Here is a 26,579-nt window from a genome sequence, read left to right on the forward strand (position 1 = left end):
GGATACGACGATGACCGATCTCCGCATCGAACCGCTGCACAGCGGCTCCCCCGACGCCCTGCTCGCCGACTGGCAGCACGCGCACAACATCATCGTGCCCGCCGAATCCGCTCGGCTCGGCCTCGACGACGTACGCGAACGGGCCGGGCGCAACGTCCTGGAGTCCGCCTACGCGGGAGACGTCCTCGTGGGCTGCACGACCGTGCGCCCGCCGCGGGCGGACGGCACCGCCACGGTGATCGCCCGGGTGCTGCCGGACCACCGCGGCCGGGGCTACGGCCGGGTTCTGTACGAGCGCGGGCTCGCCGCCGCCCGCGCGCGCGGCGCCACCGCGATCGAGACCGTGGTGCTCGTCTCGAACGCGGCGGGCCTGCGCTTCGCCGAACGGGCCGGGTTCACGGTGGAGGTCGACCGGTACCGGCTGGACGGCGACACGGTCGACTGGGTGGAACTGCGCCTGGCCACCCCGGGCCCAGCCGCCCCGGGCCCAGCCGACCCGGCGGACACGCCCTAGCGGCGGCGCCCGCCCCGGCGCCCCCGCCCGTCCTCGTCGTCGTCCCGGCCGCCGAGCAGCTCGTCGGCCAGCGACGGCAGGTCGTCCAGCGGGGTCTCCTCCGCCCAGTCGGGGCGGGGGCGGCGGCGCGGCCGGCCCTCCTCGTCGATCTGCGGCAGCTCGGCCGTGCGCTCCGCGGAACCCTCCGGCGCCGGCCGCTCGTCACGGAAGTAACCCGGCGGCACCCGGCTCCCCGAGTCCCCTGACGGGTCCGGCACCTGCGGCAGCACGGCCGTCTCGTCCGAGGCGCCGGCGGGCGGCTGCGGCAGCACCGCGGTCTCCTCGGCGTCCGAGGACGGGACCGCGGGCAGCACCGCGGTCTGCTCGGCGGCGGACAGGTCCTCGATCCGCACGACCGGCGTCGGCACGGTCACCTCGTTGTCCGGAACGCCCATGACACCCGAGACACCCGGAACACTCGGGGTGTCCTGGACGTCCGGGGCGGCCGAAGCCGGCTTGGCGTCCTCGACCTTGCGGAACTGCACCGTCCGGCCGGTCTCCGCGGCCGCGGCACTGGCCTGCGCGGCGAGCCGCCGGGCCTCCTCGGCCCGCAGCAGCGCCTCCTCGGCCTTGCGCTGCTTCTCCAGGCGCCGCTCCTCGGCCTCGGCGCGCAGCCGCGCCTCCTCCTCGGCCTGCCGCGCCCGGCGCTCCTCTTCCTTCTTGCGGGCCGCTTCCTCGGCGAGCAGCCTGACGCGCTCCTCCTCGGCCTTGCGGCGCGACTCCTCGGCGCGCTTGCGGGCCTCCTCGGCCTGGCGCTCGGCCTCGATGCGCTGGGCTTCCTCCAGCTCGCGGCGCTTGCGCTCCTCCTCCTCGGCGCGCAGCTTGGCGATCTGCTCCTGGCGCTCGCGCTCGACGCGCTCCTCCTCCGCCTTGCGGGCGGCCTCTTCCTCGGCCTTGCGGCGCGCTTCCTCCTCGGCGGCCCTGCGGGCCTCCTCGCGGGCCTGGATCTCGGCCTCGGAGAGCGGGAGCAGCGTGTCGAGGCGGTGCCGGATGACGGTGGTGACCGCCTCCGGCTCCTGCCCGGCGTCGACGACGAGGTACCGGCCGGGGTCGCCGGCGGCGAGGGTGAGGAAACCGGAGCGCACGCGCGCGTGGAACTCCACCGGCTCCGACTCGAGCCGGTCGGGCGCCTCGGTGAACCGCTCGCGGGCGGCCTCCGGGTCGACGTCGAGCAGCACGGTCAGATGCGGCACGAGACCGCTGGTGGCCCACCGGTTGATCCGGGCGACCTCGACCGGCGACAGGTCGCGGCCCGCGCCCTGGTAGGCGACGGACGAGTCGATGTACCGGTCGGAGATGACGATGGCGCCGCGCTCCAGGGCGGGGCGGACGACGGTGTCGACGTGCTCGGCGCGGTCGGCGGCGTAGAGCAGCGCCTCCGCGCGGTGGGACAGGCCCGCCGAGGAGACGTCGAGCAGGATCGACCGGAGCCGCTTGCCGACCGGGGTGGCGCCCGGCTCGCGCGTGACGACGACCTCGTGGCCCTTGTCGCGGATCCACTCGGCGAGCGCCTGGGCCTGGGTGGACTTGCCGGCGCCGTCGCCGCCCTCCAGGGCGATGAAGAAGCCGGTGGTGGCCGGGGCCTGCGCCGGGTCGTGCCCGCCGAGCAGCGCGTCGCGCAGGTCGTGGCGGAGCGGTACGCCGCTGCGGTCGTCGGCCTTGGCGAGGACCAGGGCGGCGACGGGCAGCAGCAGCGCGCCGACCAGCATCAGGGTGAACGCGGCGCCGCCGTGCGCGAAGACGAACTTGCCGCTCTCCAGGCGGTGCGGCCCGATCAGCGCGGCGAGCAGCGGCGCGATCAGGGCGCCGAGTGCGAGGGAGACCCGTACGACGGCCTGGAGGTGTTCGGTGGTCCGGGTCCTGCGGTACTCCTCGGCCTCCTGGTCGAGGAGGGTGTGCCCGGTGTTGGCGGCGATGCCCGCGGTGACGCCGGAGAGCGCGAGGATGAGGATCACCGTGGTGACGTCCGGCACGAGGCCGGCGGCGAGCAGTCCGATGCCGGTGAGCGCGATGGCGAGGGCCAGCAGGCGGCGCCGCGAGAGCGACGGCAGCACGGACGGCGCGGACCTGATGCCGACGACGGTGCCGCCGGTGAGCGCGAGCACGAGCAGCCCGAAGGTGACCGGGCCGCCGTCCAGGTCCTTGGCCTGGAGCACGGACACGGCGACGGCGGCCGAGACGGCCCCGGCGACGGCGGCGCAGGCCAGGACGAGCAGCGGGATGGCTCCCGTACGTCCCTTGTCCGGGCCGGTGGCGGTCCGCGGCCGGCGCAGCCCCTCCAGGGGCGACCGCGCGCGCGGGGTCTGCGTGTCGGGCAGTTCGAGGAAGAAGACGACGGACAGCGAGGCGGCGAAGAGCCCCGCGGCCACGTACGACGAGAGGGCGACCTGGTGCAGGTCGAACCAGTCGAGGCCCGCGCCGATCAGGTTCTGCACGAGGGAGACGACCAGGAGGACCGCGGCCGCCAGCGGCACGGCGACGAACGTGGTGCGCAGCGAGAGGCGCCGCAGCGCGTCCATGTGGTCGGGCAGCGGCCGCACGGCCGCGCCCTCCAGGGGCGGCGCGGGCAGCAGCGCGGGCGCCGCGCTCTCCTTGGCGACGGTCCAGAACCGCTCGGCGACCCCGACGACGAAGGCCGTCACGAGGATCAGCGCCAGCGCGTTGTCCGGGGTCCAGTCGATCCACAGGGGCGCGACGATCAGCAGCGCGGCCCGCAGGCCGTCGGCGACGACCATGGTCCAGCGCCGGTCGAGCGGGCCGCCTGGGGTGGTCAGCGAGGTCAGCGGCCCGAGCAGCACCGCTCCGAAGAGCAGGGTGGACAGGACGCGGGCCCCGAACACGGCGGTGACGGCGAAGGCGACACCGCGGTATCCGCCGCCGAACGACCCTTCGGAAATGGCCGCCTGAAGCGTGAGCACCACCAGCACAAGCAGCCCGAGGACATCACCGACCCCACCGACGAGCTGCGCGGACCACAGTCGTTTCAACTGGGGCACACGCAGGAGCGCGCGCACGGCGCGCTCTCGGGAGTCCGCTACCAGGGCGTCGTCGGGGGCCGTGTGGGGGGCCGTTGGCTGCTCGGCACGGGTCATTCGTCCAGCCTATCGGGACCGGCCGACACTCCGTGGGCCCGGCCCGAACAAATGGACGCCCCCGGTACAACTCCCGGGGGCGTCCATGTGTCTACGTACAAAGGCCGCTTCGGCAAACCGTGCCCTACCAGGCAAACCGGTCCGCCGGAGCCTCGGCTTCCTACTCGTCGGCCGCCTCGGAGGCGGTGGCCTTGGAAGCGGTCGCCTTCTTGGCGGGTGCCTTCTTGGCCGCGGCCGTCGTCTTCTTCGCGGTGGTCTTCTTGGCCGCCGTCTTCTTCGCCGTGGTCGTCTTCTTGGCGGCGGTCTTCTTGGCCGGCGCCTTCTTGGCGGCCTTCTTCGCCGTCTTCTTGGCCGGACCCTTGGCCCGCTTCTCCGCGAGCAGCTCGTAGCCGCGCTCGGGCGTGATGTCCTCGACGGAGTCGGCGGCCCGCAGCGTGGCGTTGGTCTCGCCGTCGGTGACGTACGCGCCGAAGCGGCCGTCCTTCACGACGACGGGCTTCTCGCTGACGGGGTCGGTGCCGAGCTCCTTCAGCGGCGGCTTGGCGGCCGCGCGCCCGCGCTGCTTGGGCTGGGAGTAGATCTCCAGCGCCTCTTCCAGCGTGATCGTGAAGAGCTGCTCCTCGGCCGTGAGCGAGCGCGAGTCCGTGCCCTTCTTCAGGTACGGGCCGTAGCGGCCGTTCTGCGCGGTGATCTCGACGCCCTCGGCGTCGGCGCCCACCACGCGCGGGAGCGACATCAGCTTCAGGGCGTCGTCCAGCGTCACCGTGTCCAGCGACATCGACTTGAACAGCGACGCCGTCCGCGGCTTCACCGCGTTCTTGCCGGTCTTCGGGGTGCCCTCGGGGAGCACCTCGGTGACGTACGGGCCGTAGCGGCCGTCCTTGGCGATGATCTGGTGGCCGGACGCCGGGTCGGTGCCGAGCTCGAAGTCGCCGCTGGGCTTGGCGAGCAGCTCCTCCGCGTACTCGACGGACAGCTCGTCCGGCGCCAGGTCCTCGGGGACGTCCGCGCGCTGGTGGTTCTCGGAGTCGCGCTCGCCGCGCTCGACGTACGGGCCGTAGCGCCCGACGCGCAGCACGATGTCGTTGCCGACGGGGAAGGACGAGACCTCGCGGGCGTCGATCGCGCCCAGGTCGGTCACGAGCTCCTTCAGGCCGCCGAGGTGGTCCCCGTCGCCGTTGCCCGCGTCGGCCGCGCCGCCCGTGCCCGGGGTGCCGTCGCCTTCGCCGAAGTAGAAACGCTTCAGCCACGGCACGGACTGGGCCTCGCCCCGCGCGATGCGGTCGAGGTCGTCCTCCATCTTGGCGGTGAAGTCGTAGTCGACGAGCCGGCCGAAGTGCTTCTCCAGCAGGTTGACGACGGCGAACGACAAGAAGGAGGGCACCAGGGCCGTCCCCTTCTTGAAGACGTAGCCGCGGTCGAGGATCGTGCCGATGATCGACGCGTACGTCGACGGGCGGCCGATCTCGCGCTCTTCCAGCTCCTTGACCAGCGAGGCCTCGGTGTAGCGGGCCGGGGGCTTGGTCGCGTGGCCGTCGACCGAGATCTCCTCGGCGGACAGCGCGTCGCCCTCGGTGACCTGCGGCAGGCGCCGCTCGCGGTCGTCCAGCTCCGCGTTCGGATCGTCGGCGCCCTCGACGTAGGCCTTCAGGAAGCCGTGGAAGGTGATGGTCTTGCCGGACGCGCTGAACTCGGCGTCGCGGCCGTCGGAGGAGGTGCCGCCGATCTTGACGGTGACGCTGTTGCCGACCGCGTCCTTCATCTGGGAGGCGACGGTGCGCTTCCAGATCAGCTCGTACAGACGGAACTGGTCGCCGGTCAGGCCGGTCTCGGCGGGCGTGCGGAAGCGGTCGCCCGAGGGACGGATCGCCTCGTGCGCCTCCTGCGCGTTCTTGACCTTGCCGGCGTACGTGCGCGGCTTGTCCGGCAGGTAGTCCGAGCCGTACAGCTGCGTGACCTGGGCGCGGGCGGCGGAGACCGCCGTGTCCGACAGGGTCGTGGAGTCCGTACGCATGTAGGTGATGAAGCCGTTCTCGTACAGCTTCTGGGCCACCTGCATGGTCGCCTTGGCGCCGAAGCCCAGCTTGCGCGAGGCCTCCTGCTGCATCGTCGTCGTACGGAACGGGGCGTACGGCGAGCGGCGGTACGGCTTGGACTCGACCGAACGGACGGAGAACGATGTGTGCTCCAGGGCGGCGGCGAGCGCTCGCGCGTTCGCCTCGTCCAGGTGCAGGGTGTTCGCCGAGTTGCCGCCCTTGATCTGGCCGAGCGAGTCGAAGTCGCGGCCCTGCGCGATGCGCTTGCCGTCGACCGCGGACAGGCGGGCGACCAGGGAGGACGGGTCGGACGGGTCACCGGCGCGGCCGGTCGCGAAGGTGCCGGTCAGGTCCCAGTACTCGGCGGAGCGGAAGGCGATGCGCTCGCGCTCCCGCTCGACGACGAGGCGGGTGGCCACCGACTGGACGCGGCCCGCCGACAGGCGCGGCATGACCTTCTTCCACAGGACCGGCGAGACCTCGTAGCCGTACAGACGGTCGAGGATGCGGCGGGTCTCCTGGGCGTCGACCATGCGCTTGTTCAGCTCGCGCGGGTTGGCCACGGCGGAGCGGATCGCGTCCTTGGTGATCTCGTGGAAGACCATCCGGTGGACGGGAACCTTGGGCTTCAGGACCTCCAGGAGGTGCCACGCGATGGCTTCGCCCTCGCGGTCCTCATCGGTGGCCAGGAAGAGTTCGTCGGAGTCCTTCAGCAGGTCCTTGAGCTTCTTGACCTGGGACTTCTTGTCGGCGTTGACGACGTAGATCGGCTCGAAGTCGTTCTCGACGTCGACGCCGAGGCGGCGCACCTCGCCCGTGTACTTGTCGGGCACCTCCGCGGCGCCGTTGGGGAGGTCGCGGATGTGCCCGACGCTCGCTTCGACGACGTATCCAGGGCCGAGGTAGCCCTTGATCGTCTTCGCCTTGGCGGGCGACTCGACGATGACGAGTCGGCGGCCGCCCTGTGCGGTCTCGCTGGTCGGGGACAACTTCGCTCTTCTCTCCGGTCGGCGGTCTGGGCCGTTCTCTGGTCGCGGCTGGCGCCGCTGATTGGCACTGCTGCGGAGTGTGACGGTACCTCCCGCCGGTGTGTCAAACGGGAAAAGCACGCAGCAGCCACTCGGAACGGTAACCCGACTCCTCGTGATCCTGCCCCCGGACCGGGGAGCGGAGCCACGCGCTCCGGGTACCCGCGTCCTCACTGTGTGTGCCACTTTTCTGTGCCGAGTGTCCCGATCACGGTCACCGGTCCTGCTCCGGGCCCTGTCCCGAGTGTCCCGGTCCGGCCCAGGTCGGGAAGGCCGCGGCCCGCCCTCACTCCCCGTCCCGGGCCGCTCCTGACAAGATGGCGGGTGGCTGGGGGAGCCCGTGGGAGCCTCCGGCGCGTCCCCAGGCTTCCCGATCGCAGGAGCACCCCGATGTCCGACAGCAATCCCTACGGCCAGCCGCCGAAGGACCAGAACCCCTACGGCCAGCAGCCTCCGCAGCCGCCGCAGGGCCCGCCCGGCCAGGGGCCGTACGGCTATCCGCAGCAGGGCTCCACCCAGCCCGGCTACGGCTACCCGCAGGCGGGCTCGCAGCCCGGTCCCGGATACGGGTATCCGGGCGGCGCCCCCGGTGGTGCGCCCGGCGGTTACCCGCCTCCGCAGGGACCCGGCATGGGCATGGGCTACGACCCGAACGCGCCCTACGGCTACGACCCGTACGGCCGGCCGTACTCCGACAAGTCGAAGATCGTCGCGGGCGTGCTCCAGCTCTTCCTGGGCGGCCTCGGCATCGGCCGCTTCTACATCGGCCACGTCGGCCTCGGCCTGGCCCAGCTGTTCACCTGCGGCGGCCTCGGCATCTGGGCCCTGATCGACGGCATCATCCTGCTGACCAGCGACAACACCACGGACTCGAACGGCCGTGTCCTGCGCAGCTGACGGCCCGAACCGGGCCCGGGCGTGGTGGCGGCACCCGGCGGCGGCCCCCGTGGGGGTGCTCGCCGCGGGCGCCGTCGGCGCGTTCCATCTCTACGGAACCAACCCGCACGAGCCGGGCCACTGGCTGCCCCGCTGCCCGTTCCAGTGGGCCACCGGGCAGCTCTGCCCGGCGTGCGGCGGCACCCGCATGGTGTACGACCTGATGCACGGCCAGTTCACGGCGGCCTGGCACGACAACCGGATGCTGCTCCTCGCGGCCCCGTTCGCCCTCGCGCTGCTGGGCCGCTGGGCCTGGGAGGGGCTGCGCGGACGCCGCTGGCAGCCCCGGATCTCCGGCCGCGGCCAGGCGGCGATCCTGGTGACCGCGCTCGTCTGGACCGTGCTGCGCAACGTCTTCTGACGCTCTCTCAGCCGTCGTCGGTGACGGCTGTGCGAGGCGGCAGCGCGACCTCACCCGCACCACCGTCCTCTCAGGTCACAAACCCGCCACGAAACCTTGTAATCGCGTCAAGCGCAGCCCAAGTACCCGTAAATTTGTGCGTTCCGAGGCGCGCAACGTCCCCACACGGCGCATCTGCCTCACTCATCACATCCGCTCAGGAACACGGCCGCGTGCCGTGTCTTGTGTTGTCCCCGAGGAGCATCGCGCATGTCCAACCCCGCGCAGTCCGACCCCAACGCCCCGTACGGCTACGACCCGCAGGGCCGCCCGTACTCCGACAAGTCGAAGATCGTCGCGGGCGTGCTCCAGCTCTTCCTCGGCGGCCTCGGCATCGGCCGCTTCTACGTCGGCAGCGTCGGCGTCGGCGTCGCCCAGCTGCTGACCTGCGGCGGCCTGGGCATCTGGGCCCTGATCGACGCGATCCTGTTCTTCACGAGCAACGACCGCACCGACAAGCAGGGCCGCGTGCTGCGCGGCTGACGCCTGTACGCATGACAGGGCCCGCTCCGCGATCGCGGAGCGGGCCCTGTCGTGCGTTCGGCCGCCGGACGGTCACGCCTGTCCGAAGCACCACACCGCGAGCCCCAGGGACACCACCCCGACCACGCCGGTGAGCACCGCCGCGGCCACCGGATGCGCGGCGTCCATCACCGGCTCCCGGTGCAGGGTGCGCGCCCCCGTCCATGCCACGAGGCCCGCTCCGAACAGCGCGAACACCGTGCCCGCGAAGAGCGCGGGGGTACTCTCCATCGCCTTGCCTCCCGGATCACGGGTACCGGTCGCGGTACCCAGGCAGGTGACGGTGACAGGCACAGGCCAACCCGGGGTGAACTCCCGTACAGCACCAGGCGAAGAGCGGTTAGCCGGCCGTGTCGGCGGCCGGTGCGGCGGGCGCGGCCGGATCGAGGAAGCCCTGCTCGACGAGGGTGCGGATCTGCGCGGGGACCTGGTCGCGCAGCAACACCGGCTCCTCGCCGACGAGTTGGGCGATGGCGTCCAGGATCGTGCCGGCGCTCAGCGAACCGTCGCACACCCCGGCGAACCCGGCGGCGACCGTGTCCACCTTCGTGGCCCGGCGCATCCCGCGGCCCTGGCGCAGCACGACGTGCTCCGGGTCCTCGGCGCCCGGCAGCCCGACCTGCTCCTGCACGACCTCGGCGGCCAGCACGAAGGACGACTGGAGCAGCGCCGCGTCGTCGTGCGTGCGCAGCCAGTCGACCCGCTCGAAGTGCGACCGCACGACCTCGCCGAGCGGCTGCTCCACGGGGTGCGGCCACTCCTCGACCACGATCGACGGCTCGTCATGGGCGGTGCGGCGCAGGGAGATCCAGCCGAAGCCGACGGCCTTCACCTTGCGCGCCTCGAACTCGTCCAGCCATGCGTCGTACCGGGCCGCGTACTCCGCCGGGTCGGTGCGGTGGTCACCGGCGTCGCGCAGCCACAGCTCGGCGTACTGGGTGATGTCCTGCACCTCGCGCTGCACGATCCAGGCGTCGCAGCCGCGCGGCACCCACGAGCGCAGCCGCTCGGTCCACTCCTCCCCCTCGACGTGCTGCCAGTTGGCCAGGAACTGGGCGTAGCCCCCTTCGTTCAGATGCTCCCCCGCTCCCTGAACGATCGAGCGGCACAGATCGTCCCCGCTCATCCCGCCGTCGCGGTAGGTGAGCCGGGCGCCGGGCGAGATCACGAACGGCGGGTTCGACACGACCAGGTCGTACCGGGCGTCGTCGGCGTCGCCGACCGGCTCGTACAGCGAGCCTTCGCGCAGGTCGGCCGCGGGGGCGCCGGACAGGGCGAGGGTCAGCGCGGTGATGTGCAGGGCGCGGGAGTTGAGGTCGGTCGCCGTGACCCGGGTGGCGTGCCGAGAGGCGTGCAGCGCCTGGATGCCGGAGCCGGTGCCGATGTCGAGCGCGGAGCCGACGGGCGTGCGGACGGTGATCGCGGCGAGCGTGGTGGACGCGCCGCCGACGCCGAGGACGACGCCCTCGTCGCGCGAGCCGATGCCGCCCGCGCCGCCGACGGCGCAGCCGAGGTCGGACACGATGAACCAGTCCTCGCCGTCCGGGCCGCCGTACGGGCGTACGTCGACGGTCGCGGCCAGTTCGTCGCCGCCCGTCTCCCGCAGCCAGCCGCTCTCCACGCAGGCGGCGACGTCGAGCACGGCGGCCAGCCGGTCGCGGGCGACGGGCTGCTGGAGCAGGAAGAGCCGGACGAGCGTCTCCAGGGGGCGCTCGCCCCGGGTGGCGCGCAGCGCGGGCACGGTCTCGCTGCGGGCGAGCGCGGCGTAGGCGGGGGCTCCGAGCAGGTCGAGCAGCCCGTCGGCGGTGAACTCGGCTTCGAGGAGCGCGGCGCGCAGGTCGCGGGTGGCGTCCGGGCGGTCGGCGGCGGGCAGGGGGGCGGCAACGGGAGAACTCACATCGCCCATTGTGACGCGTCTGCCGGGCGGCGCCCCTGAGGCATGCGCCCCGCGCGGGCGAAGCTCGCCTCAGGGACGCGGGGAACTGCGCGAGAAGCCCCACCGGCCCGCAGCCCGAAGAACAACGCCCCCAGTGCCGCGCGCAAGCGCGGCTCCGGGGGCGTCGGAGGCAGGGCCGGACTACGAGGCCGACGGCGTAGCGGATGCGCTCTTGCAGCTCTCCTGCTTCGCCATCGCCTTGCCCACGTCCCCCTCCTCCAGGTTCTTGAGGGCGTCGCTGCCGCTCTGGCTGAGCTTGTCCAGCTCACCCGCGATGCCCTTGAGCCCCTCGGCGAACTTGGCCTGGTCGTCGGTGTCCAACTTGTCGACCTGCGCCTTCAGGTCCGCGTAGGACGTGGAGATCTTGTCCAGTTCCTGGACCGCGTCCTGCTGCTTGGTCTTGCCGTCGTCGACCGGCGGGGCGCCTGCCTTGTCGACCGCGTCGCCGATCGCCTTGTAGGCGTCGGACATGTCCTGGAACGCCTGGGCGTCCGTCTTCTTGACGTCGGCCGGCGCGCTGTTGTCCGACGTCTGCTTCTGGATCGCCGCGTTCGCGGACTCGATCTTCTTCGCCTGCGGCTGGACCTTGTCGCAGACCTGCTTGGCCCAGGAGTCCAGCTTCTCGTTGCTGTCGTCGCTGCAGCCCGACAACGCCAGTACCAGTACCGCACCGCCGGACAGTGCGGCTGCAAGCTTCTTGTTCACCGGGTTGGTCCCTTCCATGGCTTACGGCCCCGGAACTTACACGCCGAGCACACGGCAAGTGCACCTCGGGCGTTCAATAAGACCGCTTTATTGACCTTTAGCAGCCATTTGCACCAAGGGAGAGAAGGCTCACGGGTTACGCGCCGAGAAGTTCACCGCGGCCCCGGACACGCAGGTGGGCGGCGAGCGCGCCAAAGCACGCCCACCGCCCACCTGTTGAGGCCGGGTCAGTTCTACCGGCGCTGCGACACCACCTCCGGGTCCGCCTGCTCGGGCACCCGCCCGGGCTTCCCGTCGCCGTCCGGGTCGTCACCGACGACGATGCCGCGCCGCTTGGAGACGTATACCGCGCCGATGATGACGCCGAGCGAGACGACGGCGATCGCGACCCGCACGGGCACGCTGGCGTCGTCGCCGTAGCTGAATTTGACGACCGCGGGCGCGATCAGCAGCGCGACGAGGTTCATCACCTTCAGGAGCGGGTTGATGGCCGGGCCCGCGGTGTCCTTGAACGGGTCGCCGACCGTGTCGCCGATGACGGTGGCCTCGTGCGCCTCGCTGCCCTTGCCGCCGTGGTGGCCGTCCTCGACGAGCTTCTTGGCGTTGTCCCACGCGCCACCGGAGTTGGCCAGGAACACCGCCATCAGCGTGCCGGTGCCGATCGCTCCGGCGAGATAGGCGCCGAGCGCGCCGACGCCGAGCGTGAAGCCGATCGCGATCGGCGCCATGACGGCGAGCAGGCCGGGCGTGGCCAGCTCCCTGAGCGCGTCCTTGGTGCAGATGTCGACGACGCGCCCGTACTCCGGCTTCTCGGTGTGGTCCATGATCCCGGGGTGCTCGCGGAACTGCCGCCGCACCTCGTAGACCACCGAACCCGCCGACCGCGAGACGGCGTTGATGGCGAGTCCGGAGAAGAGGAACACCACCGCGGCTCCGGCGATGAGCCCCACCAGGTTGTTGGGCTGCGAGATGTCCATGACCAGGTTCATCGGCCCGCCCTCGCCGACCTTCTCGCCGACGTCGCTCGCGGCCGTGAGGATCGCGTCGCGGTACGAGCCGAAGAGCGCGGCCGCCGCGAGGACGGCCGTGGCGATGGCGATGCCCTTGGTGATGGCCTTCGTGGTGTTGCCGACGGCGTCGAGGTCGGTGAGCACCTGGGCGCCCGCGCCCTGGACGTCGCCGGACATCTCGGCGATGCCCTGGGCGTTGTCGGAGACGGGCCCGAAGGTGTCCATGGCGACGATCACGCCGACGGTGGTGAGCAGCCCGGTGCCGGCCAGCGCGACCGCGAACAGCGCGAGCATGATCGACGTGCCGCCGAGCAGGAACGCGCCGTAGACGCCGAGCCCGATCAACACCGCCGTGTAGACGGCCGATTCGAGCCCCACCGAGATGCCCGCGAGGACCACGGTCGCCGGGCCCGTCAGGCTCGTCTTGCCGATGTCCCTGACGGGGCGCCGGGTGGTCTCGGTGAAGTAGCCGGTGAGCTGCTGGATGAGGGCCGCGAGCACGATGCCGATGGCGACGGCGACGACCGCGAGGATCCGCGGGTCTCCGTCCTTGGCCCGGATGGCGGCGTCGGTGACCCCGTCCAGGTCGGCGTACTTGCCCGGCAGGTACAGGAAGACGGCCGCGGTCACCAGGGCGAGCGAGATCACCGCGGAGATGAAGAAGCCGCGGTTGATGGCGCTCATGCCCGAGCGGTCGGTCCGGCGCGGCGCGACGGCGAAGATGCCGATCATCGCCGTGAGCACCCCGATCGCGGGCACGATCAGCGGGAACGCGAGCCCCGAGTCGCCGAAGGCCGCCTTGCCGAGGATCAGCGCGGCGACCAGCGTAACGGCGTACGACTCGAAGAGGTCGGCGGCCATTCCGGCGCAGTCGCCGACGTTGTCGCCCACGTTGTCCGCGATGGTCGCGGCATTGCGCGGATCGTCCTCCGGAATGCCCTGCTCGACCTTGCCGACCAGGTCGGCGCCGACGTCGGCGGCCTTGGTGAAGATGCCGCCGCCGACCCTCATGAACATGGCGATCAGCGCGGCGCCGAGCCCGAATCCCTCCAGCACCTTGGGCGCGTCGGCGGCGTAGACGAGGACGACGCAGGAGGCGCCGAGCAGTCCGAGCCCCACGGTGAACATGCCGACGACGCCACCCGTGCGAAATGCGATCTTCATTGCGTGGTGCGAGACCGTGGTGAGATCTTTTTCCGGCTCGCCCTCCGCCGGTGTCGCTTCCCTGGCCGCCGCGGCCACACGCACATTACTGCGCACCGCCAGCCACATTCCGATATAGCCGGTGATCGCCGAGAAGACCGCGCCGATCAAGAAAAAGATCGAACGCCCGGCGCGCTGATTCCAGTCGTCGGCCGGCAGCAGCAGGAGCAGGAAGAACACCACGACGGCGAATACACCGAGGGTGCGCAGCTGTCGCCCCAGATACGCTTTCGCGCCTTCCTGCACCGCGGCCGCGATCTCTTTCATGGATGGAGTGCCCTCGCCCGCCGCGAGCACCTGACGCACCAGGACCCCTGCGACGGCGAGCGCCGCGAGCGCGACGAGCGCGATGACGATCACGATCAGTCGGTTGTCGTCCGTCAGAACTGCGGCTGCGAGGCTTGCGAACTGAGAAGGCTCCGCCATTCGTCCTCCTTGACGCTTGGGCTGAGCTCAAGATGTGGACGGATTGTAGGGAGCGGAACCTGATCTCAACAGGGCGCCGCAAACGGAATTGTTCTCCACCAGAAGAATGATCCATAAACCCCGCTAATTCATTGAGGGCATTAGCGGGAAAGACGATCTAGAGATGCGCACCGAAAAATCGATCTAGAAAACAAGAAAGCCTCTGATCGCCTTTACGGTGATCAGAGGCTTGAGAAAAAGCGCACAAGCGCAGAGCGGTGGACGCTTTACGGCAGCAGGGTCGCGGGCAGCGTCGGCCAGCTCATCCGGATGAGTCCGCCGTCCGCGTCCGCGGTGACCTCGACGTCGTCGACGAGGCCGCTGATGACCGCGAGGCCCATCTCGTCCTCGCCCTCCGGGTCCGGCTCCTCACCCGTACCGGCGACACCGGGGGCCGCGATGGTCGCGTGCGGCGCCTCGTCACCGACCTCGATGGAGAACTGCTTCTCCTCCTCGATCAGCGCCACCAGCACCGGCGCCGTGATGCCGCCCGCCTGGTGCAGGCCGACGGCGCGGGAGCAGGCCTCGCCCACGGCGAGCCTGACCTCGTCGAGCACGGCCTCGTCCACGCCCGCCCTGCGCGCCATCGCGGCCGCCACCAGGCGGGCCGTGCGGACGTGCTCGGGCAGAGGGCTGAAGCGGAGTTCGACGGTGGCCATGCATCCCCCTCGGACGTACGGGCGTGCTCTCGGGGACCGGGCACGGTTCTTGGCCGCCCGATCCCCGTCTCTCTATCGATCTTCCCGCGATGAGCCGACCCAGTCACCCGGCGGACGCGCCGGGCGGCTCGGGCCTGCTCGCCGGCTCAGTCGGTCGCCGCGACGGCTTCCTCGACCGAGGTGTGGATCGGGAACACCTTGGTCAGACCGGTGATCCGGAAGATCTTGAGAATGCGCTCCTGGTTGCAGACCAGGCGCAGCGAGCCCTCGTGGGCACGCACCCGCTTCAGGCCGCCGACCAGCACGCCGAGCCCGGTGGAGTCGAGGAAGTCCACGCCCTCCATGTCGACGACAAGGTGGAAACTGCCGTCATTCACCAGCTCGACCAGCTGCTCGCGCAGCTTGGGCGCGGTATACACATCGATTTCTCCACCGACCTCGACGACCGTACGATCGCCGACGGTACGGGTCGACAGGGACAGGTCCACGGATCCTCCAGCACCTTGCTATCGAGCGGTCGCCCCTCGGGGACACCTCGGCTTGATCCCCCGGGACGGTTCGCCAGCCGCGAAGGCATTCAATCACTTACCAGCAGGCATGCACGACGCCTTGGAAGCATTGTCCGTCACGCCAGTGACAGACTCGGAGCCGATGGCCAAGAATCACCGATCCGAACGACCCGCGGCATCCGACGCCTCCCGCCCTGCTCCCGGGGCGATTCTGGACAGGCTCGCCACGGGTCCGAGCAGGGCTGCGCGCATCACCCATACGGAGCACTTGCCCCCTCGTCCGGGACGTCATGCAGTCTGGCCGGATCGGATCCGGGCCGAGGTCGTCGCGACCGTCCAGGAGGCCGGAATCGAGCACCCCTGGGCCCACCAGGCACTGGCCGCGGAGCACGCGCTCGACGGCGAGTCGGTGGTCGTGGCCACCGGCACGGCCTCCGGAAAGTCCCTGGCGTACCTCGTCCCGGCCCTGTCGGCGCTCCTGGACGGCTCCGAGGCGCCGAACGGCCGCGGGGCGACCACGCTCTACCTCGCCCCGACGAAGGCGCTCGCAGCGGACCAGTGCCGATCGGTGAAGGAACTTTCACAACCGCTGGGCACGGCGATCCGGCCGGCGGTGTACGACGGCGACACTCCGTTCGAGGAACGCGAGTGGGTTCGCCAGTACGCCAACTACGTCCTCACCAATCCCGACATGCTGCACCGCGGCATATTGCCCTCGCACCCCCGCTGGTCCTCCTTCCTCAAGGCCCTCAAGTACGTCGTCATCGACGAGTGCCACACCTACCGCGGCGTCTTCGGCAGCCACGTCGCCCAGATCCTGCGCCGCCTGCGCCGCCTCTGCGCCCGCTACGGCTCCGAGCCGGTCTTCCTCCTCGCCTCCGCCACGGCGGCCGATCCCGCCGTCGCCGGACAGCGCCTGACGGGCCTGCCGATCGTCGAGGTCGCCGACGACGCCTCGCCCCGCGGCGAGCTCGTCTTCGCCCTCTGGGAGCCGCCCCTCACCGAGATGCAGGGCGAGAAGGGCGCCCCGGTGCGCCGCACGGCGACCGCCGAGACGGCCGACCTGCTCACCGACCTCACCGTGCAGGGCATCCGCTCGGTCGCCTTCGTACGGTCCCGGCGCGGCGCCGAGCTGATCGCGGTGATCGCCCAGGAACGTCTGGCCGAGATCGACCGCTCGCTGCCGCGCCGGGTGGCCGCCTACCGCGGCGGCTATCTCGCCGAGGAGCGCCGCGCCCTCGAAGCCGCCCTGCACTCCGGCGAACTCCTCGGCCTCGCCGCCACCACCGCCCTCGAACTCGGCATCGACGTCTCCGGCCTCGACGCCGTGGTGATCGCCGGCTATCCGGGCACCCGCGCCTCCCTGTGGCAGCAGGCGGGCCGGGCAGGCCGCTCGGGCCAGGGAGCGCTCGCGGTCCTGGTGGCCCGCGACGATCCCCTGGACACCTACCTGGTCCACCACCCGGAGGCCCTCTTCGAGCAGCCGGTGGAGTCGACGGTCCTCGACCCCGACAACCCGTACGTACTGGCCCCGCACCTGTGCGCGGCCGCCTCCGAACTCCCCCTAACCGAACCGGACTTCGCCCTCTTCGGCCCGGCTGTCGGCGATCTCCTCCCGCAGCTGGAGGCGGCGAAGCTGCTGCGCCGCCGCTCCGGCACCAAGGCCTGGCACTGGACGCGCCGCGAGTCCGCCGCCGACTTGGCCGACATCCGCGGCGAGGGCGGCGACCCGGTCCAGATCGTCGAGGCGAGCACCGGCCGGCTCCTCGGCACGGTCGACGCCGGCTCGGCCCACACCACCGTCCACGACGGCGCGGTCCACCTCCACCAGGGCCGCACCTACGTCGTCAAGCAGCTCGACCTCGACGACAACGTCGCCCTGGTCGAACCGGCGAACCCCACGTACTCCACGACGGCCCGCGACACCACGGCCATCTCCATCCTGGAGACGGACGTCGAAGTCCCCTGGGGCGACGGCTCGTTGTGCTACGGATCGGTGGAAGTGACCAACCAGGTCGTCGGCTATCTCCGCCGCCGCCTGATCACCGGCGAAGTGCTCGGCGAGACGAAACTCGACCTCCCTCCTCGTACGCTGCGCACCCGCGCGGTGTGGTGGACGGTCACCGAGGACCAGTTGGACGCCGCCCGGGTGAACCCCGAGATCCTCGGCGGCGCCCTGCACGCCGCCGAACACGCCTCCATCGGCCTGCTCCCCCTCTTCGCCACCTGCGACCGCTGGGACATCGGCGGCGTCTCCATCCCGCTGCACCCGGACACCCTGCTGCCGACGGTCTTCGTCTACGACGGCCACCCCGGCGGGGCGGGCTTCGCCGAGCGCGCCTTCCACACCGCCAAGGAGTGGCTGACCGCCACCCGCGAGGCCATCGCCTCCTGCGAGTGCGAGGCCGGCTGCCCGTCGTGCATCCAGTCCCCCAAGTGCGGCAACGGCAACGATCCGCTGCACAAGCGCGGGGCGGTTCGACTCCTGTCGACGCTGCTGAAACAGGCGCCGTAGGGAGTCGCGTCGCGGGTTCATCGCGGGTCGGGGTCGTCGAGCCCGTCGGGGCCGTCGAGCCCGTCGAGCCCGTCGGGGCCGTCGGGGTCAAAGCCCGGATCGGGACCGGCCCCGGATCCGGCCCCGGGTCTCGCCTGTACCGCCCCAGCAGGCCCCGCCCGTGCCCGTACCTCGGTCGCCAGTACCCCGCTGCCCGCCCCCGCCGTCACCTCGGCCACCTCCCCGTGGACGGCGCACCGTACGACTCTCGCCCCCTGTGCCCGGGCCACCCGGTCGGCCAGCGCGCAGGCCCGCGCGCTGCCTTCCGTCCACTGGTCGGCCGCCGCGAGCGCGGCCAGGTCGGCCGCGCCGCCCGCTCGGTGCCGGAGCTGCACCGCCTGTCCCAGCGCGAGGACGCCCCCGAAGACGGCGCCCACCACGGCCATCGCCATGACCGCCCAGACGGTCGCGGATCCTCGGTCCCCTCTCAGCCGTGAACGCCGTCCCGTGCTGTTCCGCCCTCCTTTCACGCCGTCTCCCGCCCCTCCCCCGGAGCGGTGTCCGGGGCAGTCGTCTCCTCGGCCGCCGCCACGGCCTCCGCGCTCAACTCCACGCCGAGCGGGCCCGGCCCGGCCGCCCGGGCCAGCACCGTCACCCGGACCAGCTCGCCCTCCCGTCTCACCTCGACCCGCGCGCCCCGCGGGGCGGCCTCCCGGGCCGCGGCCACGGCGGCGCTCTCCGGCTCCTGCCGGGCCACCGCCCTGGCCCCGGTCCGCGCGGCGTCCACGCACCGGATCTGCTCGGACGCCGCCACCACCGCCCAGACCAGCGCCATCGTGAACGCCACAAGCACGGGCAGCACCACCGCCGCCTCCGCCGTCACGAACCCACGATCCCGACCCCGATCCCGGCCCCGGCACCGGTCCCGGCCCGTTTCAGAACGAGCCATGGAGCGCCTTAGCCACCAGCGACTGCAACGTCGACTGGACCACATCGCTCGTCACCACCTGGTAGAGCACTCCGGCGAATCCGACCGCCGCGATCAGCCCCACCGCGTATTCCGACGTGACCATCCCGGCGTCCTTGCGCGCCGCGGACCGCACACCCCGCGCCCACGCCAGGAGCCCTCCCCGCAGCCGCCGGCACCTGCTCGTCGCCCTCGTCCCACGCGTTCCGTTCATCTCAACCCCCTACGAATGTGTCCACTTCGGAGCTCCGGACGTTCCGGAACTCCCCTTGCCGCTCAGCGGCCGCCCAGCATTCCGTCGCCGAGGCCGATCACCACCGGCAGCACCCCGATCACGAGAAAGGCGGGCAGAAAGCACAGCCCCACCGGAGCGGTGACGGCCACCGCCGCCCGACGCGCCACCGCCGTCGCTCTGCGCCCGCGCTCCGCTCTGCACTCGGCGGCGATCCGGGCGACCGGCCCCGCCGCCGGCGCCCCGGACTCACCGGCCCGCTCCAACAGCCGCACCAGCACACCGGCGCCGGGCAGCGCCGCCAACTCCCGCCATGCCACGCCCGGTTCACCGCCGAGCCGTACCTGCGCCGCACCCCTCGCGAGCCCTCTCCCGACGGGCCCGCCCACCGACTCCCCGACGACCCGCGCCGCCTCCACCGGATCCGCCCCGGCCGCGATGCAGGCGGCCAGCAGATCGGCCGCGAGCGGCAGTTGGCGCACCGCCTCGGCTGCCTCGTCCGCCCCGGACGACACCGCCCGGCCCCGCAGCCACCGCCACACGGCACCACCCGCGACGGCTCCGACGAGCAACCCCGCCGCCCCGCCGACCACCACGTACCCGGCGCTCACGGCCCCGGCCACCGGAGCCCACCGGCGCACCACGCCCGGCACCTGAAGGCCCCGCCGCGCCGCGTCCACGGCGACGACGTCGAGCACCAGCCGCACCCGCCGCCGAAGCTCCCGCTCCCGCCACCGCGTCTCGACCGCCCGTCCCAGCCACACCGCCGCCAGCGCCGCACACAGCACCGCCCCCAGCCTGTGGACAACGTCCATGCCCCTCACCGCTCCCGTCCATCGCATCCGACCCACTCGTCCAACCACGTCACGGCGCCCTCACGCCTCCGCCCCGCGCACGATCCGCGACGCCCACCACAACCCCGCTCCCTCCAGCACCCCGCCCACCACCAGGCACCCCACACCGGCCCCGGTGTGCAGCAGCACCCGCAACGGCCGGGCGCCCAGCGCCGATCCGAGCAGCAGCCCGAGCACCGGCAGCCCGGCGAGCATCACCGCCGTGGACCAGGGGCCCGCCAACTGGGCCCGCAGATCCGCCCGTTGATCCCGCTCCGCCCGCAGCGCGTCCGCGAGCCGCTCCAGTCCGGCCGCGAGTCCGGCGCCCCGGTCCACCGCCACGTGCCAGCACGCCGCGAGTCCGTGCAGCCCCTCGGCGCCCGGCTCCCCGGCCGCCACCCGCAGCGCTCCGGGCACGTCCCCGCCGAACCGGGCCGCCGCCGTCACCGCCGCGCTCCCGGCCCCGGACAACGCGCCCGACTCCCGCACGGCGACGGTCAGCGCCGCGCCCGGCTGCCGCCCCGCCCGGACCTCTCCGGCCAGCACCTCGCACAGCCGGATCACCGCGTCCCCGTGCCGCTCCCGCGCCCGCAGCGCCGCTCTCCCCCGCCGGGCCCGGGCCGCCACGGGCACCGCGCAGGCGCCCAGGACCAGCGGCAGCGGCGAGGCCCCCACGGCCCCGATGGCCGCGCCGATCACCGCGCACCCCCACTCGGGCCGGCCACGCAGCCACCTCCACCAGCGCTCGCCCGTACTCCGCCAGACCGGCACCGCCGCGACGCCCGCCGCCTCGCCGAACACCGCCCGCACTCTCCGCGCTTCGGCCTCCCGCACGCGCACGACCCACGCCACGGCCGCCACCCCGATCAGCCCCACCTCCACGACACCGGACATCTCCACTCCCGCCCTCCTCCACCTGACCCGTCACGCCCATCGCCTATCTCGGCAGCACGCCGCGCCCCTCACTCCAGTCGCACCCCCAACAGGCCGCCCAGCCGCTCCCACCCCTCGCCGGGCGCGAACCCCCGCTCGCGCCACTCCAGCGCCGGTACGGCCCGCACCCATCCCTGCGCGTCCCGCTCCAACACCCGCACCTGCGCCATCCGGCGCCGACCGCCCCGGTCCCGTACGAGATGCAGCACCACCGACACCGCGGCCGCCAGCTGGCTGTGCAGCGCCGCCCGGTCGAGCCCTGCCGCTGTCCCCAGCGCCTCCAGACGCACCGGCACATCGCCCGCCGCGTTGGCGTGCACGGTGCCGCTGCCGCCCTCGTGGCCGGTATTGAGCGCGGCCAGGAGCGAGACGACCTCGGCGCCGCGCACCTCGCCGACGACGAGCCGGTCCGGCCGCATCCGCAGCGCCTGCCGCACCAGGTCGTCCAGGCCGACGGCCCCGGCCCCCTCCTGGTTGGCGGGCCGCGCCTCCAGGCGCACCACGTGCGGGTGGTCGGGGCGCAGCTCGGCGGAGTCCTCGGCGAGGACGATGCGCTCGTCCGGGCCGACCAGGCCGAGGAGCGCGCTGAGCAACGTCGTCTTGCCGCTGCCCGTGCCGCCGCTGATCAGGAACGAGAGCCGGGCGTCGAGCAGCGCCCGCAGGACCCGGTCCCCGCCCGGTGGCACCGTCCCCGCCGCCACCAGCTCCCGCAGGGTGAACGCCCGAGGACGGACGACCCGGAGCGACAGGCACGTGCACCCGACCGCGACCGGTGGCAGGACCGCGTGCAGCCGGGTCCCGTCGGGCAGCCGCGCGTCCACCCAGGGCCGGGCGTCGTCGAGGCGGCGCCCCACCACAGCCGCCAGCCGCTGGGCCAGTCGCCGGACGGCGGCGGCGCTCTCGAAGGCCACATCGGCCCGCTCCAGGCCGCCGCCCCGGTCGACCCAGACCCGGTCGGGCGCCGAGACCAGCACATCGGTCACCGAGGGGTCGGCGAGGAGCGGCTCCAGGGGGCCCGCGCCCACCAGTTCGGACCTCAGCCGCCCCGCGACGCCCAGCACTTCGGCGTCGCCGAGGACCCGGCCCTGGGCCCTGAGCGCCTCGGCCACGCGCGCGGGCGTCGCCTCCGAGCCGGTCTCCGCGAGCCACTGCCGCACCCCGTCGAGCATCCGCGCCCCGACCACCGCGCTCATGGCGTCTCCCCCTGCTCCACGGCCACCGGCACCCGCTCCCAGAACCCCGTGCAGAACCGCCGCAACGGTCCGCCGGACGCCTCCTGGGGAGTCCGTCCCGCCAGCACGCCCGCGTCCAGCGGGAGCTCCCCGGCCAGGGGCAGTCCGAGCAGCCGGGCCACCTCGTCCGCGTCGAGGGCCCCCGAGTGCCGCGCTCCGCGTGCGGGCGCCGTCACCACCCGCAGATCCCGCACCACCATGCCCACGGTGTCGGCCACCCGCCGTGCGGCGGCGACGGCCCGCAGCTCGGGCGGCACCACGAGCAGCGCCAGATCGAGCTGGGCCAGCGCCTCGACCGTGCTCGCGTCGATCCTGCGGGGCAGGTCCACCACGACGGCCCCGCCTCTGCGCCGCCCTGCCGCGAGCACCACGCGCATCGCCTCGGGCGGCAGCGCCGTCAGCTCGCCGCGATCCCAGCTGAGCACCCGCAGGCCGTCCAGGCACGGCAGCGACTCCTCCAGCGCGGTGGCGCCGACCCGGCCGCGGGAGTGGACGAACGCGGGCCAGCGGAGCCCGTCCGCCGCCTCCCCGCCGAGCAGGACGTCGAGGCCGCCGCCGATCGGATCCGCGTCGACCAGCAGGGTGCGCCGCCCCGCAGCGGCGGACGCCGCCGCGAGGCCGCAGGCCAGCGTCGAGGCCCCGGCACCGCCCCGGCCGCCGAGGACGCCGACGGTCAGCGCGGGCCGGCCCGCGCCCTCCGCGACGTCGGCGATGCGGTCCATCAGCCACTGCTCGGCGTCCGGCAGCATCAGCACCTGCTCGGCGCCGATCTCCACGGCCCGCCGCCACACCCCGGGGTCGTCCTGGTCCCGCTCGACGAGCATCACCCCGTCCCGCCGGGCGGCGCCGCGCAGCCGCCCCGCCGCGTCACCCCCGACCAGCACCAGGGGTGCCGCCTCCCAGCGGCCTCTGCCCTCCGGCGCCCCGTGCCCCACCTCGGGCCGCACCCCCGCCGCCGCGCACAGCCGCAGCAGGTCGTCGAGGAGCCCCACGTCCTCCGTCACGATCAGCGGCACCCGCCGCCCGCCCCGCGGCTCCACCGCACTGGCCTCCACCACGATCCGATCCCCCTGTCTCCGCGCTCTCGCCCGCCACTCGGGCGAGCCGGTCCGCGGCGAAGTCACCGGCGCCACGGCGCCGAATACCGGTCGCCGGCGCGGCTCGTCATAACGAACCGGCCGTGAACCGCGACCCGGACTTCGCCTGCGGAATCACCGTGCAGCGATCCCGGAAATCATGTGGATCTTGGTCAAAAACTGTGGACGCGAGAAGGGTTGTGAATATCCCGCTCACCCATACCGGTGACATCCCGGAGCCGTCGCGGGAACGGGTTCGGGAACCGGTTCGGGAACGAGCCCGGGAAGCCCGTCGGGAACGTGTCGGGAACCACACAGACCCCCTTCCGGAACCGCCCAGGGACCCCCCACCCCCTTCCACAACGCATCCTTTTGGTCACCGAGCGTGACCATCACGCCTCAGGTCGAGACCGAGCCTCGGAGGCGGAAACCAGGGGGAACGGGCAAGAAAAAAGGACCCGAAAACGGGTCCGGACATGCGACGACCCCCGCCGGGGGGGAGAGCGGGGGTCGTCCCCACGGTCCGACTCGGGGGGGGAGGAGCCAGACCGGGTTAGCACGGTCGCGAACGATCCGTGACTTCCATGGTGTACCCGAGAGCCTTCTCAGGCAAACCCACGCGCCCCAGCTTACGCCGAATGGTGGGCGCCTATGCTCGGGCTTGTGGAAAACCACTCCTTGCACCACTCCATGCCCCGCACAGCGGCGTTCTTCGACCTGGACAAGACCGTCATCGCCAAGTCGAGCACGCTCACGTTCAGCAAATCGTTCTACCGAGGCGGACTGATCAACCGCAGGGCCGCGCTGCGCACGGCCTACGCGCAGTTCGTCTTCCTGGCCGGGGGCGCCGATCACGACCAGATGGAGCGCATGCGCCAGTACCTGTCGGCGATGTGCCGCGGCTGGAACGTGCGGCAGGTGCGGGAGATCGTGGCCGAGACGCTGCACGACCTGATCGACCCGATCATCTACGACGAGGCGGCGTCCCTCATCGAGGAGCACCACACCGCCGGCCGGGACGTGGTCATCGTCTCCACCTCGGGCGCCGAGGTCGTCGAACCGATCGGCGAGCTGCTGGGCGCGGACCGGGTGGTGGCCACCCGCATGGTGGTCGGCGACGACGGCTGCTTCACCGGCGAGGTGGAGTACTACGCGTACGGGCCCACCAAGGCGGAGGCCGTCAAGGAACTCGCCGCGTCCGAGGGGTACGACCTCGCGCGCTGCTACGCGTACAGCGACTCGGCGACGGACCTGCCGATGCTGAGCTCCGTCGGGCACCCCTACGCGGTCAATCCCGACCGGGCGCTGCGGCGTGAGGCACTCGCGCGTGAGTGGCCGATTCTCGACTTCCACAAGCCGGTCCGCCTCAAGAAGCGGCTGCCGCATCTCTCCGCCCCGTCGCGTCCGGCGCTGGTCGCCGCGGCCGCGCTCGGTACGGCCGCCGCGACGGCGGGGCTCGTCTGGTACGCCAGTCGTCGCCGGGCACTCCCGAGCACCTAGGGCCCGTCCGGGAAGAGCGCTCGACTCCCGCCCGATTCGCCCCTGTTTGAAACTAAAAGTAAAGAAGTGCGGTCAGGGGTTTCGCATCACCCGGGCGAGGAGTACAAAGGAGTCAACGGCCCGCGAGACCAGGGACATCCGAGAGGATCACCTTCACACGCAGATACGGCCCCACGGACCGAGCATGAACACCGGGCACCCACGCGACGTCGACCCGTCGATTACGGGCCAGCCGCACCAGGCGACGGGCAAAGTACCCGACCTGATGGGCAACACATCGAGGACGCTTGGTAACCCAGTGGACATGCCAGCGGCGGTACGAGACCTCGTACCGCCGCAACCCTGTTCAGGCCGCGCCGCGCTGCAGCGCCTCGCACACCGCGGTCGACTCCCGGACCCCCAGCTCCACGGCCTTGCCGCAGTGCGCGATCCACGCGGCCATCCCCTCCGGCGTACCGGAGACATAGCCTTCGAGCGCGGCGGCGTACGCCGCGCGCCCCAGCTCCGCGTGGCCCACCTCGGCGGGGCAGATCGACTTCGGGTCGAGGCCGCTGCCGACCAGGACGATGCGTTCGGCGGCTCGCGCGACCAGGCCGTTGTGCGAGCCGAAGGGGCGCAGCGCGAGCAGTTCGCCGTGCACGACGGCGGCGCTCACCAGGGCCGGTGCCGCACTTCCCGTGATGATCAGCTGGGCGAGCCCTTCGAGGCGGGCCGCCACCTCGTCCGCGTCCGGCACCGGCAACTCGACCAGCGGCTCGTCCACGGGCTCGCCGGGCGTGCGCGGCCGGCCCACCGTGTCGCCCTGATCGGCGGCCGCGACCAGGTGCAGGCGCGCGAGCACCCGCAGCGGTGACTGCCGCCAGATGGACAGGAGTTGACCCGCCTCGGCGGTCAGCCGCAGGGCGGCGCCCACCACGGGCGCCTCCGGGTCGCCGTCGGCGCCACTGAAGTCGGTACGGCGGCGGACCTCTTCGAGGTTCCAGTCCGCGCCGGACAGCGCCGCGCTGCCGCGAGCGCCACGCAGCGCGGCCTCGGAGGTGACCTCGTTGCTGCGGCGCCGCATGACCCGGTGCCCGTAGACCCGGTCCACGGCTTTGCGCACGGAATCCACGGAGTCGGCCACGCCCGGCAGGGTCGCGAGCGTGGCGAGGGGGTCGGCTGTCGTACTCATGAGTACGACCCTACGGTCCCGGGGCTCGCGCCCCACGAAGGAGTGGTCTTCTTCACGCGCGAGCACCACGAAGGGTAACGATCGCACTACCCTTGGTGAACATGAAGATCGCTTTCGTCGGGAAGGGCGGCAGCGGCAAGACCACGCTGTCCTCGCTCTTCATCCGCCACCTCGCCAGCACCGGGTCGCCGGTCATCGCCGTCGACGCCGACATCAACCAGCACCTGGGCCCGGCCCTCGGCCTCGACGACGACGTCGCCGCCGAGTTGCCCGCGCTCGGCGCGCGGCTGCCGTTCATCAAGGACTATCTGCGCGGTTCGAACCCGCGCATCGCCTCCGCCGACACCATGATCAAGACGACGCCGCCCGGCGAGGGCTCGCGGTTGCTGCGGGTGCGGGAGAACAACCCGGTGTACGACGCCTGCGCCCGGGAGGTGGAACTCGACGGTGACGCCGTGCGTTTGATGGTCACCGGGCCGTTCACCGAAGCCGACCTCGGTGTCGCCTGCTACCACTCCAAGACCGGAGCGGTGGAGCTGTGTCTGAACCACCTGGTCGACGGCCGCGGCGAGTACGTGGTGGTCGACATGACCGCAGGCTCGGACTCCTTCGCCTCGGGCATGTTCACCCGCTTCGACATGACGTTCCTCGTCGCAGAACCGACACGCAAGGGGGTCTCCGTCTATCGCCAGTACAAGGAGTACGCCCGGGACTTCGGCATCGCGCTGAAGGTCGTGGGGAACAAGGTGCAGGGCCAGGACGACCTCGACTTCCTGCGCGCCGAGGTCGGGGACGACCTGCTCGTCACCGTCGGGCACTCCGACTGGGTGCGCGCCATGGAAAAGGGACGCCCGCCGCGCTTCGACCTCCTGGAGGAGCCCAACAGGGCCTCCCTGCGCGCGCTTCAGGCCGCGGCCGACGCGACGTACGAGGCCCGCGACTGGGAGCGCTACACGCGCCAGATGGTCCACTTCCACGTGAAGAACGCCCAGAACTGGGGCAACGAGAAGACCGGGGCCGACCTGGCTTCTCAGGTCGACCCCGGCTTCACGCTTCAGGAGAGTGTCACGGCCAGCGCCTGACCTCG

Annotated in this window: 23 protein-coding genes; 7 read left to right on the forward strand and 16 right to left on the reverse strand. The window is 72.4% G+C overall.

Going from position 1 to position 26,579, the window contains the following annotated elements; genetic code table 11:
* The first annotated feature begins 10 nt into the window (after positions 1-10).
* A complete protein-coding gene (locus K377_RS09495) occupies positions 11-514 on the forward strand; it encodes a GNAT family N-acetyltransferase (RefSeq protein ID WP_111662785.1) in 504 nt (167 codons plus the stop codon).
* Here the strand turns inward: K377_RS09495 and tmk are convergent.
* The gene (gene tmk / locus K377_RS09500) at positions 511-3,645 is read right to left on the reverse strand and encodes a dTMP kinase (protein ID WP_111662786.1); all 3,135 of its coding nucleotides are present in this window, start codon (positions 3,643-3,645) and stop codon (positions 511-513) included. The two genes, K377_RS09495 and tmk, sit on opposite strands and share 4 nt — an antisense overlap.
* A 160-nt stretch (positions 3,646-3,805) precedes the next feature.
* Positions 3,806-6,670, reverse strand: a complete 2,865-nt coding sequence (gene topA, locus K377_RS09505; RefSeq protein ID WP_111662787.1) for a type I DNA topoisomerase — start codon at positions 6,668-6,670, stop codon at positions 3,806-3,808.
* Between the two features lie 429 nt (positions 6,671-7,099).
* On the opposite strand from topA, the gene K377_RS09510 reads away from it, so the two are divergent.
* The 3 genes from K377_RS09510 (at position 7,100) to K377_RS09520 (ending at position 8,528) form a co-directional block, all read left to right on the forward strand.
* Positions 7,100-7,606, forward strand: a complete 507-nt coding sequence (locus K377_RS09510; RefSeq protein WP_111662788.1) for a TM2 domain-containing protein — start codon at positions 7,100-7,102, stop codon at positions 7,604-7,606.
* Positions 7,590-8,006, forward strand: a complete 417-nt coding sequence (locus K377_RS09515) for a DUF2752 domain-containing protein (protein WP_111662789.1) — start codon at positions 7,590-7,592, stop codon at positions 8,004-8,006. Before K377_RS09510 ends, K377_RS09515 begins: the two co-directional genes overlap by 17 nt.
* A 249-nt stretch (positions 8,007-8,255) precedes the next feature.
* Complete coding sequence (locus K377_RS09520; RefSeq protein ID WP_111662790.1) at positions 8,256-8,528, forward strand: TM2 domain-containing protein; 273 nt, start codon at positions 8,256-8,258, stop codon at positions 8,526-8,528.
* A gap of 72 nt (positions 8,529-8,600) precedes the next feature.
* On the opposite strand, the gene K377_RS09525 is transcribed toward K377_RS09520, so the two are convergent.
* The 6 genes from K377_RS09525 to bldG all read right to left on the reverse strand — a co-directional run bounded on the left by K377_RS09525 (position 8,601) and on the right by bldG (position 15,033).
* On the reverse strand, positions 8,601-8,798 hold the full coding sequence (locus K377_RS09525) for a hypothetical protein (protein ID WP_146614708.1): 198 nt from the start codon (positions 8,796-8,798) through the stop codon (positions 8,601-8,603).
* Between the two features lie 109 nt (positions 8,799-8,907).
* Complete coding sequence (locus tag K377_RS09530) at positions 8,908-10,473, reverse strand: methyltransferase (RefSeq protein WP_161195023.1); 1,566 nt, start codon at positions 10,471-10,473, stop codon at positions 8,908-8,910.
* Positions 10,474-10,644: 171 nt separating this feature from the next.
* Positions 10,645-11,226, reverse strand: a complete 582-nt coding sequence (locus K377_RS09535) for a small secreted protein (protein WP_111662792.1) — start codon at positions 11,224-11,226, stop codon at positions 10,645-10,647.
* A gap of 215 nt (positions 11,227-11,441) precedes the next feature.
* Positions 11,442-13,847: a sodium-translocating pyrophosphatase gene (locus tag K377_RS09540; protein ID WP_111662793.1), complete on the reverse strand. Its 2,406-nt coding sequence runs from the start codon at positions 13,845-13,847 to the stop codon at positions 11,442-11,444.
* Positions 13,848-14,113: 266 nt separating this feature from the next.
* Complete coding sequence (locus K377_RS09545; RefSeq protein ID WP_111662794.1) at positions 14,114-14,545, reverse strand: ATP-binding protein; 432 nt, start codon at positions 14,543-14,545, stop codon at positions 14,114-14,116.
* Between the two features lie 146 nt (positions 14,546-14,691).
* Positions 14,692-15,033, reverse strand: a complete 342-nt coding sequence (gene bldG, locus K377_RS09550; RefSeq protein WP_003975386.1) for an anti-sigma factor antagonist BldG — start codon at positions 15,031-15,033, stop codon at positions 14,692-14,694.
* 109 nt (positions 15,034-15,142) lie between these two features.
* Here bldG and K377_RS09555 point away from each other — a divergent pair, with 109 nt between their 5' ends.
* A complete protein-coding gene (locus tag K377_RS09555; RefSeq protein ID WP_111662795.1) occupies positions 15,143-17,569 on the forward strand; it encodes a DEAD/DEAH box helicase in 2,427 nt (808 codons plus the stop codon).
* Between the two features lie 17 nt (positions 17,570-17,586).
* Here the strand turns inward: K377_RS09555 and K377_RS09560 are convergent, their stop codons facing one another.
* From K377_RS09560 to ssd, 7 genes are all read right to left on the reverse strand, one after another.
* Positions 17,587-18,000: an Rv3654c family TadE-like protein gene (locus K377_RS09560; protein ID WP_181512522.1), complete on the reverse strand. Its 414-nt coding sequence runs from the start codon at positions 17,998-18,000 to the stop codon at positions 17,587-17,589.
* 74 nt (positions 18,001-18,074) lie between these two features.
* The gene (locus K377_RS09565; protein WP_375605915.1) at positions 18,075-18,431 is read right to left on the reverse strand and encodes a TadE family type IV pilus minor pilin; all 357 of its coding nucleotides are present in this window, start codon (positions 18,429-18,431) and stop codon (positions 18,075-18,077) included.
* A gap of 52 nt (positions 18,432-18,483) precedes the next feature.
* The gene (locus K377_RS42830; protein ID WP_111662797.1) at positions 18,484-18,729 is read right to left on the reverse strand and encodes a DUF4244 domain-containing protein; all 246 of its coding nucleotides are present in this window, start codon (positions 18,727-18,729) and stop codon (positions 18,484-18,486) included.
* 62 nt (positions 18,730-18,791) lie between these two features.
* The gene (locus K377_RS09575; protein ID WP_111663196.1) at positions 18,792-19,562 is read right to left on the reverse strand and encodes a type II secretion system F family protein; all 771 of its coding nucleotides are present in this window, start codon (positions 19,560-19,562) and stop codon (positions 18,792-18,794) included.
* A gap of 60 nt (positions 19,563-19,622) precedes the next feature.
* Positions 19,623-20,474, reverse strand: a complete 852-nt coding sequence (locus K377_RS09580; protein WP_111663195.1) for a type II secretion system F family protein — start codon at positions 20,472-20,474, stop codon at positions 19,623-19,625.
* A gap of 68 nt (positions 20,475-20,542) precedes the next feature.
* The gene (locus tag K377_RS09585) at positions 20,543-21,706 is read right to left on the reverse strand and encodes a TadA family conjugal transfer-associated ATPase (RefSeq protein WP_111662798.1); all 1,164 of its coding nucleotides are present in this window, start codon (positions 21,704-21,706) and stop codon (positions 20,543-20,545) included.
* A complete protein-coding gene (ssd, locus tag K377_RS09590; protein ID WP_258395006.1) occupies positions 21,703-22,803 on the reverse strand; it encodes a septum site-determining protein Ssd in 1,101 nt (366 codons plus the stop codon). Before ssd ends, K377_RS09585 begins: the two co-directional genes overlap by 4 nt.
* Positions 22,804-23,472: 669 nt before the next feature.
* On the opposite strand from ssd, the gene K377_RS09595 reads away from it, so the two are divergent.
* Complete coding sequence (locus K377_RS09595) at positions 23,473-24,321, forward strand: HAD family phosphatase (protein ID WP_111662799.1); 849 nt, start codon at positions 23,473-23,475, stop codon at positions 24,319-24,321.
* Between the two features lie 346 nt (positions 24,322-24,667).
* On the opposite strand, the gene K377_RS09600 is transcribed toward K377_RS09595, so the two are convergent.
* Positions 24,668-25,492, reverse strand: coding sequence for a Fic family protein (locus tag K377_RS09600; RefSeq protein WP_111662800.1), 825 nt, complete (start codon positions 25,490-25,492; stop codon positions 24,668-24,670).
* A gap of 101 nt (positions 25,493-25,593) precedes the next feature.
* Between K377_RS09600 and K377_RS09605 the strand changes: the two genes are divergently transcribed.
* The gene (locus tag K377_RS09605) at positions 25,594-26,574 is read left to right on the forward strand and encodes an ATP-binding protein (RefSeq protein WP_111663198.1); all 981 of its coding nucleotides are present in this window, start codon (positions 25,594-25,596) and stop codon (positions 26,572-26,574) included.
* Positions 26,575-26,579 lie beyond the last annotated feature (5 nt).

This window comes from Streptomyces sp. PsTaAH-137, assembly GCF_003259365.1.
In the GTDB taxonomy this organism is placed as follows: domain Bacteria; phylum Actinomycetota; class Actinomycetes; order Streptomycetales; family Streptomycetaceae; genus Streptomyces.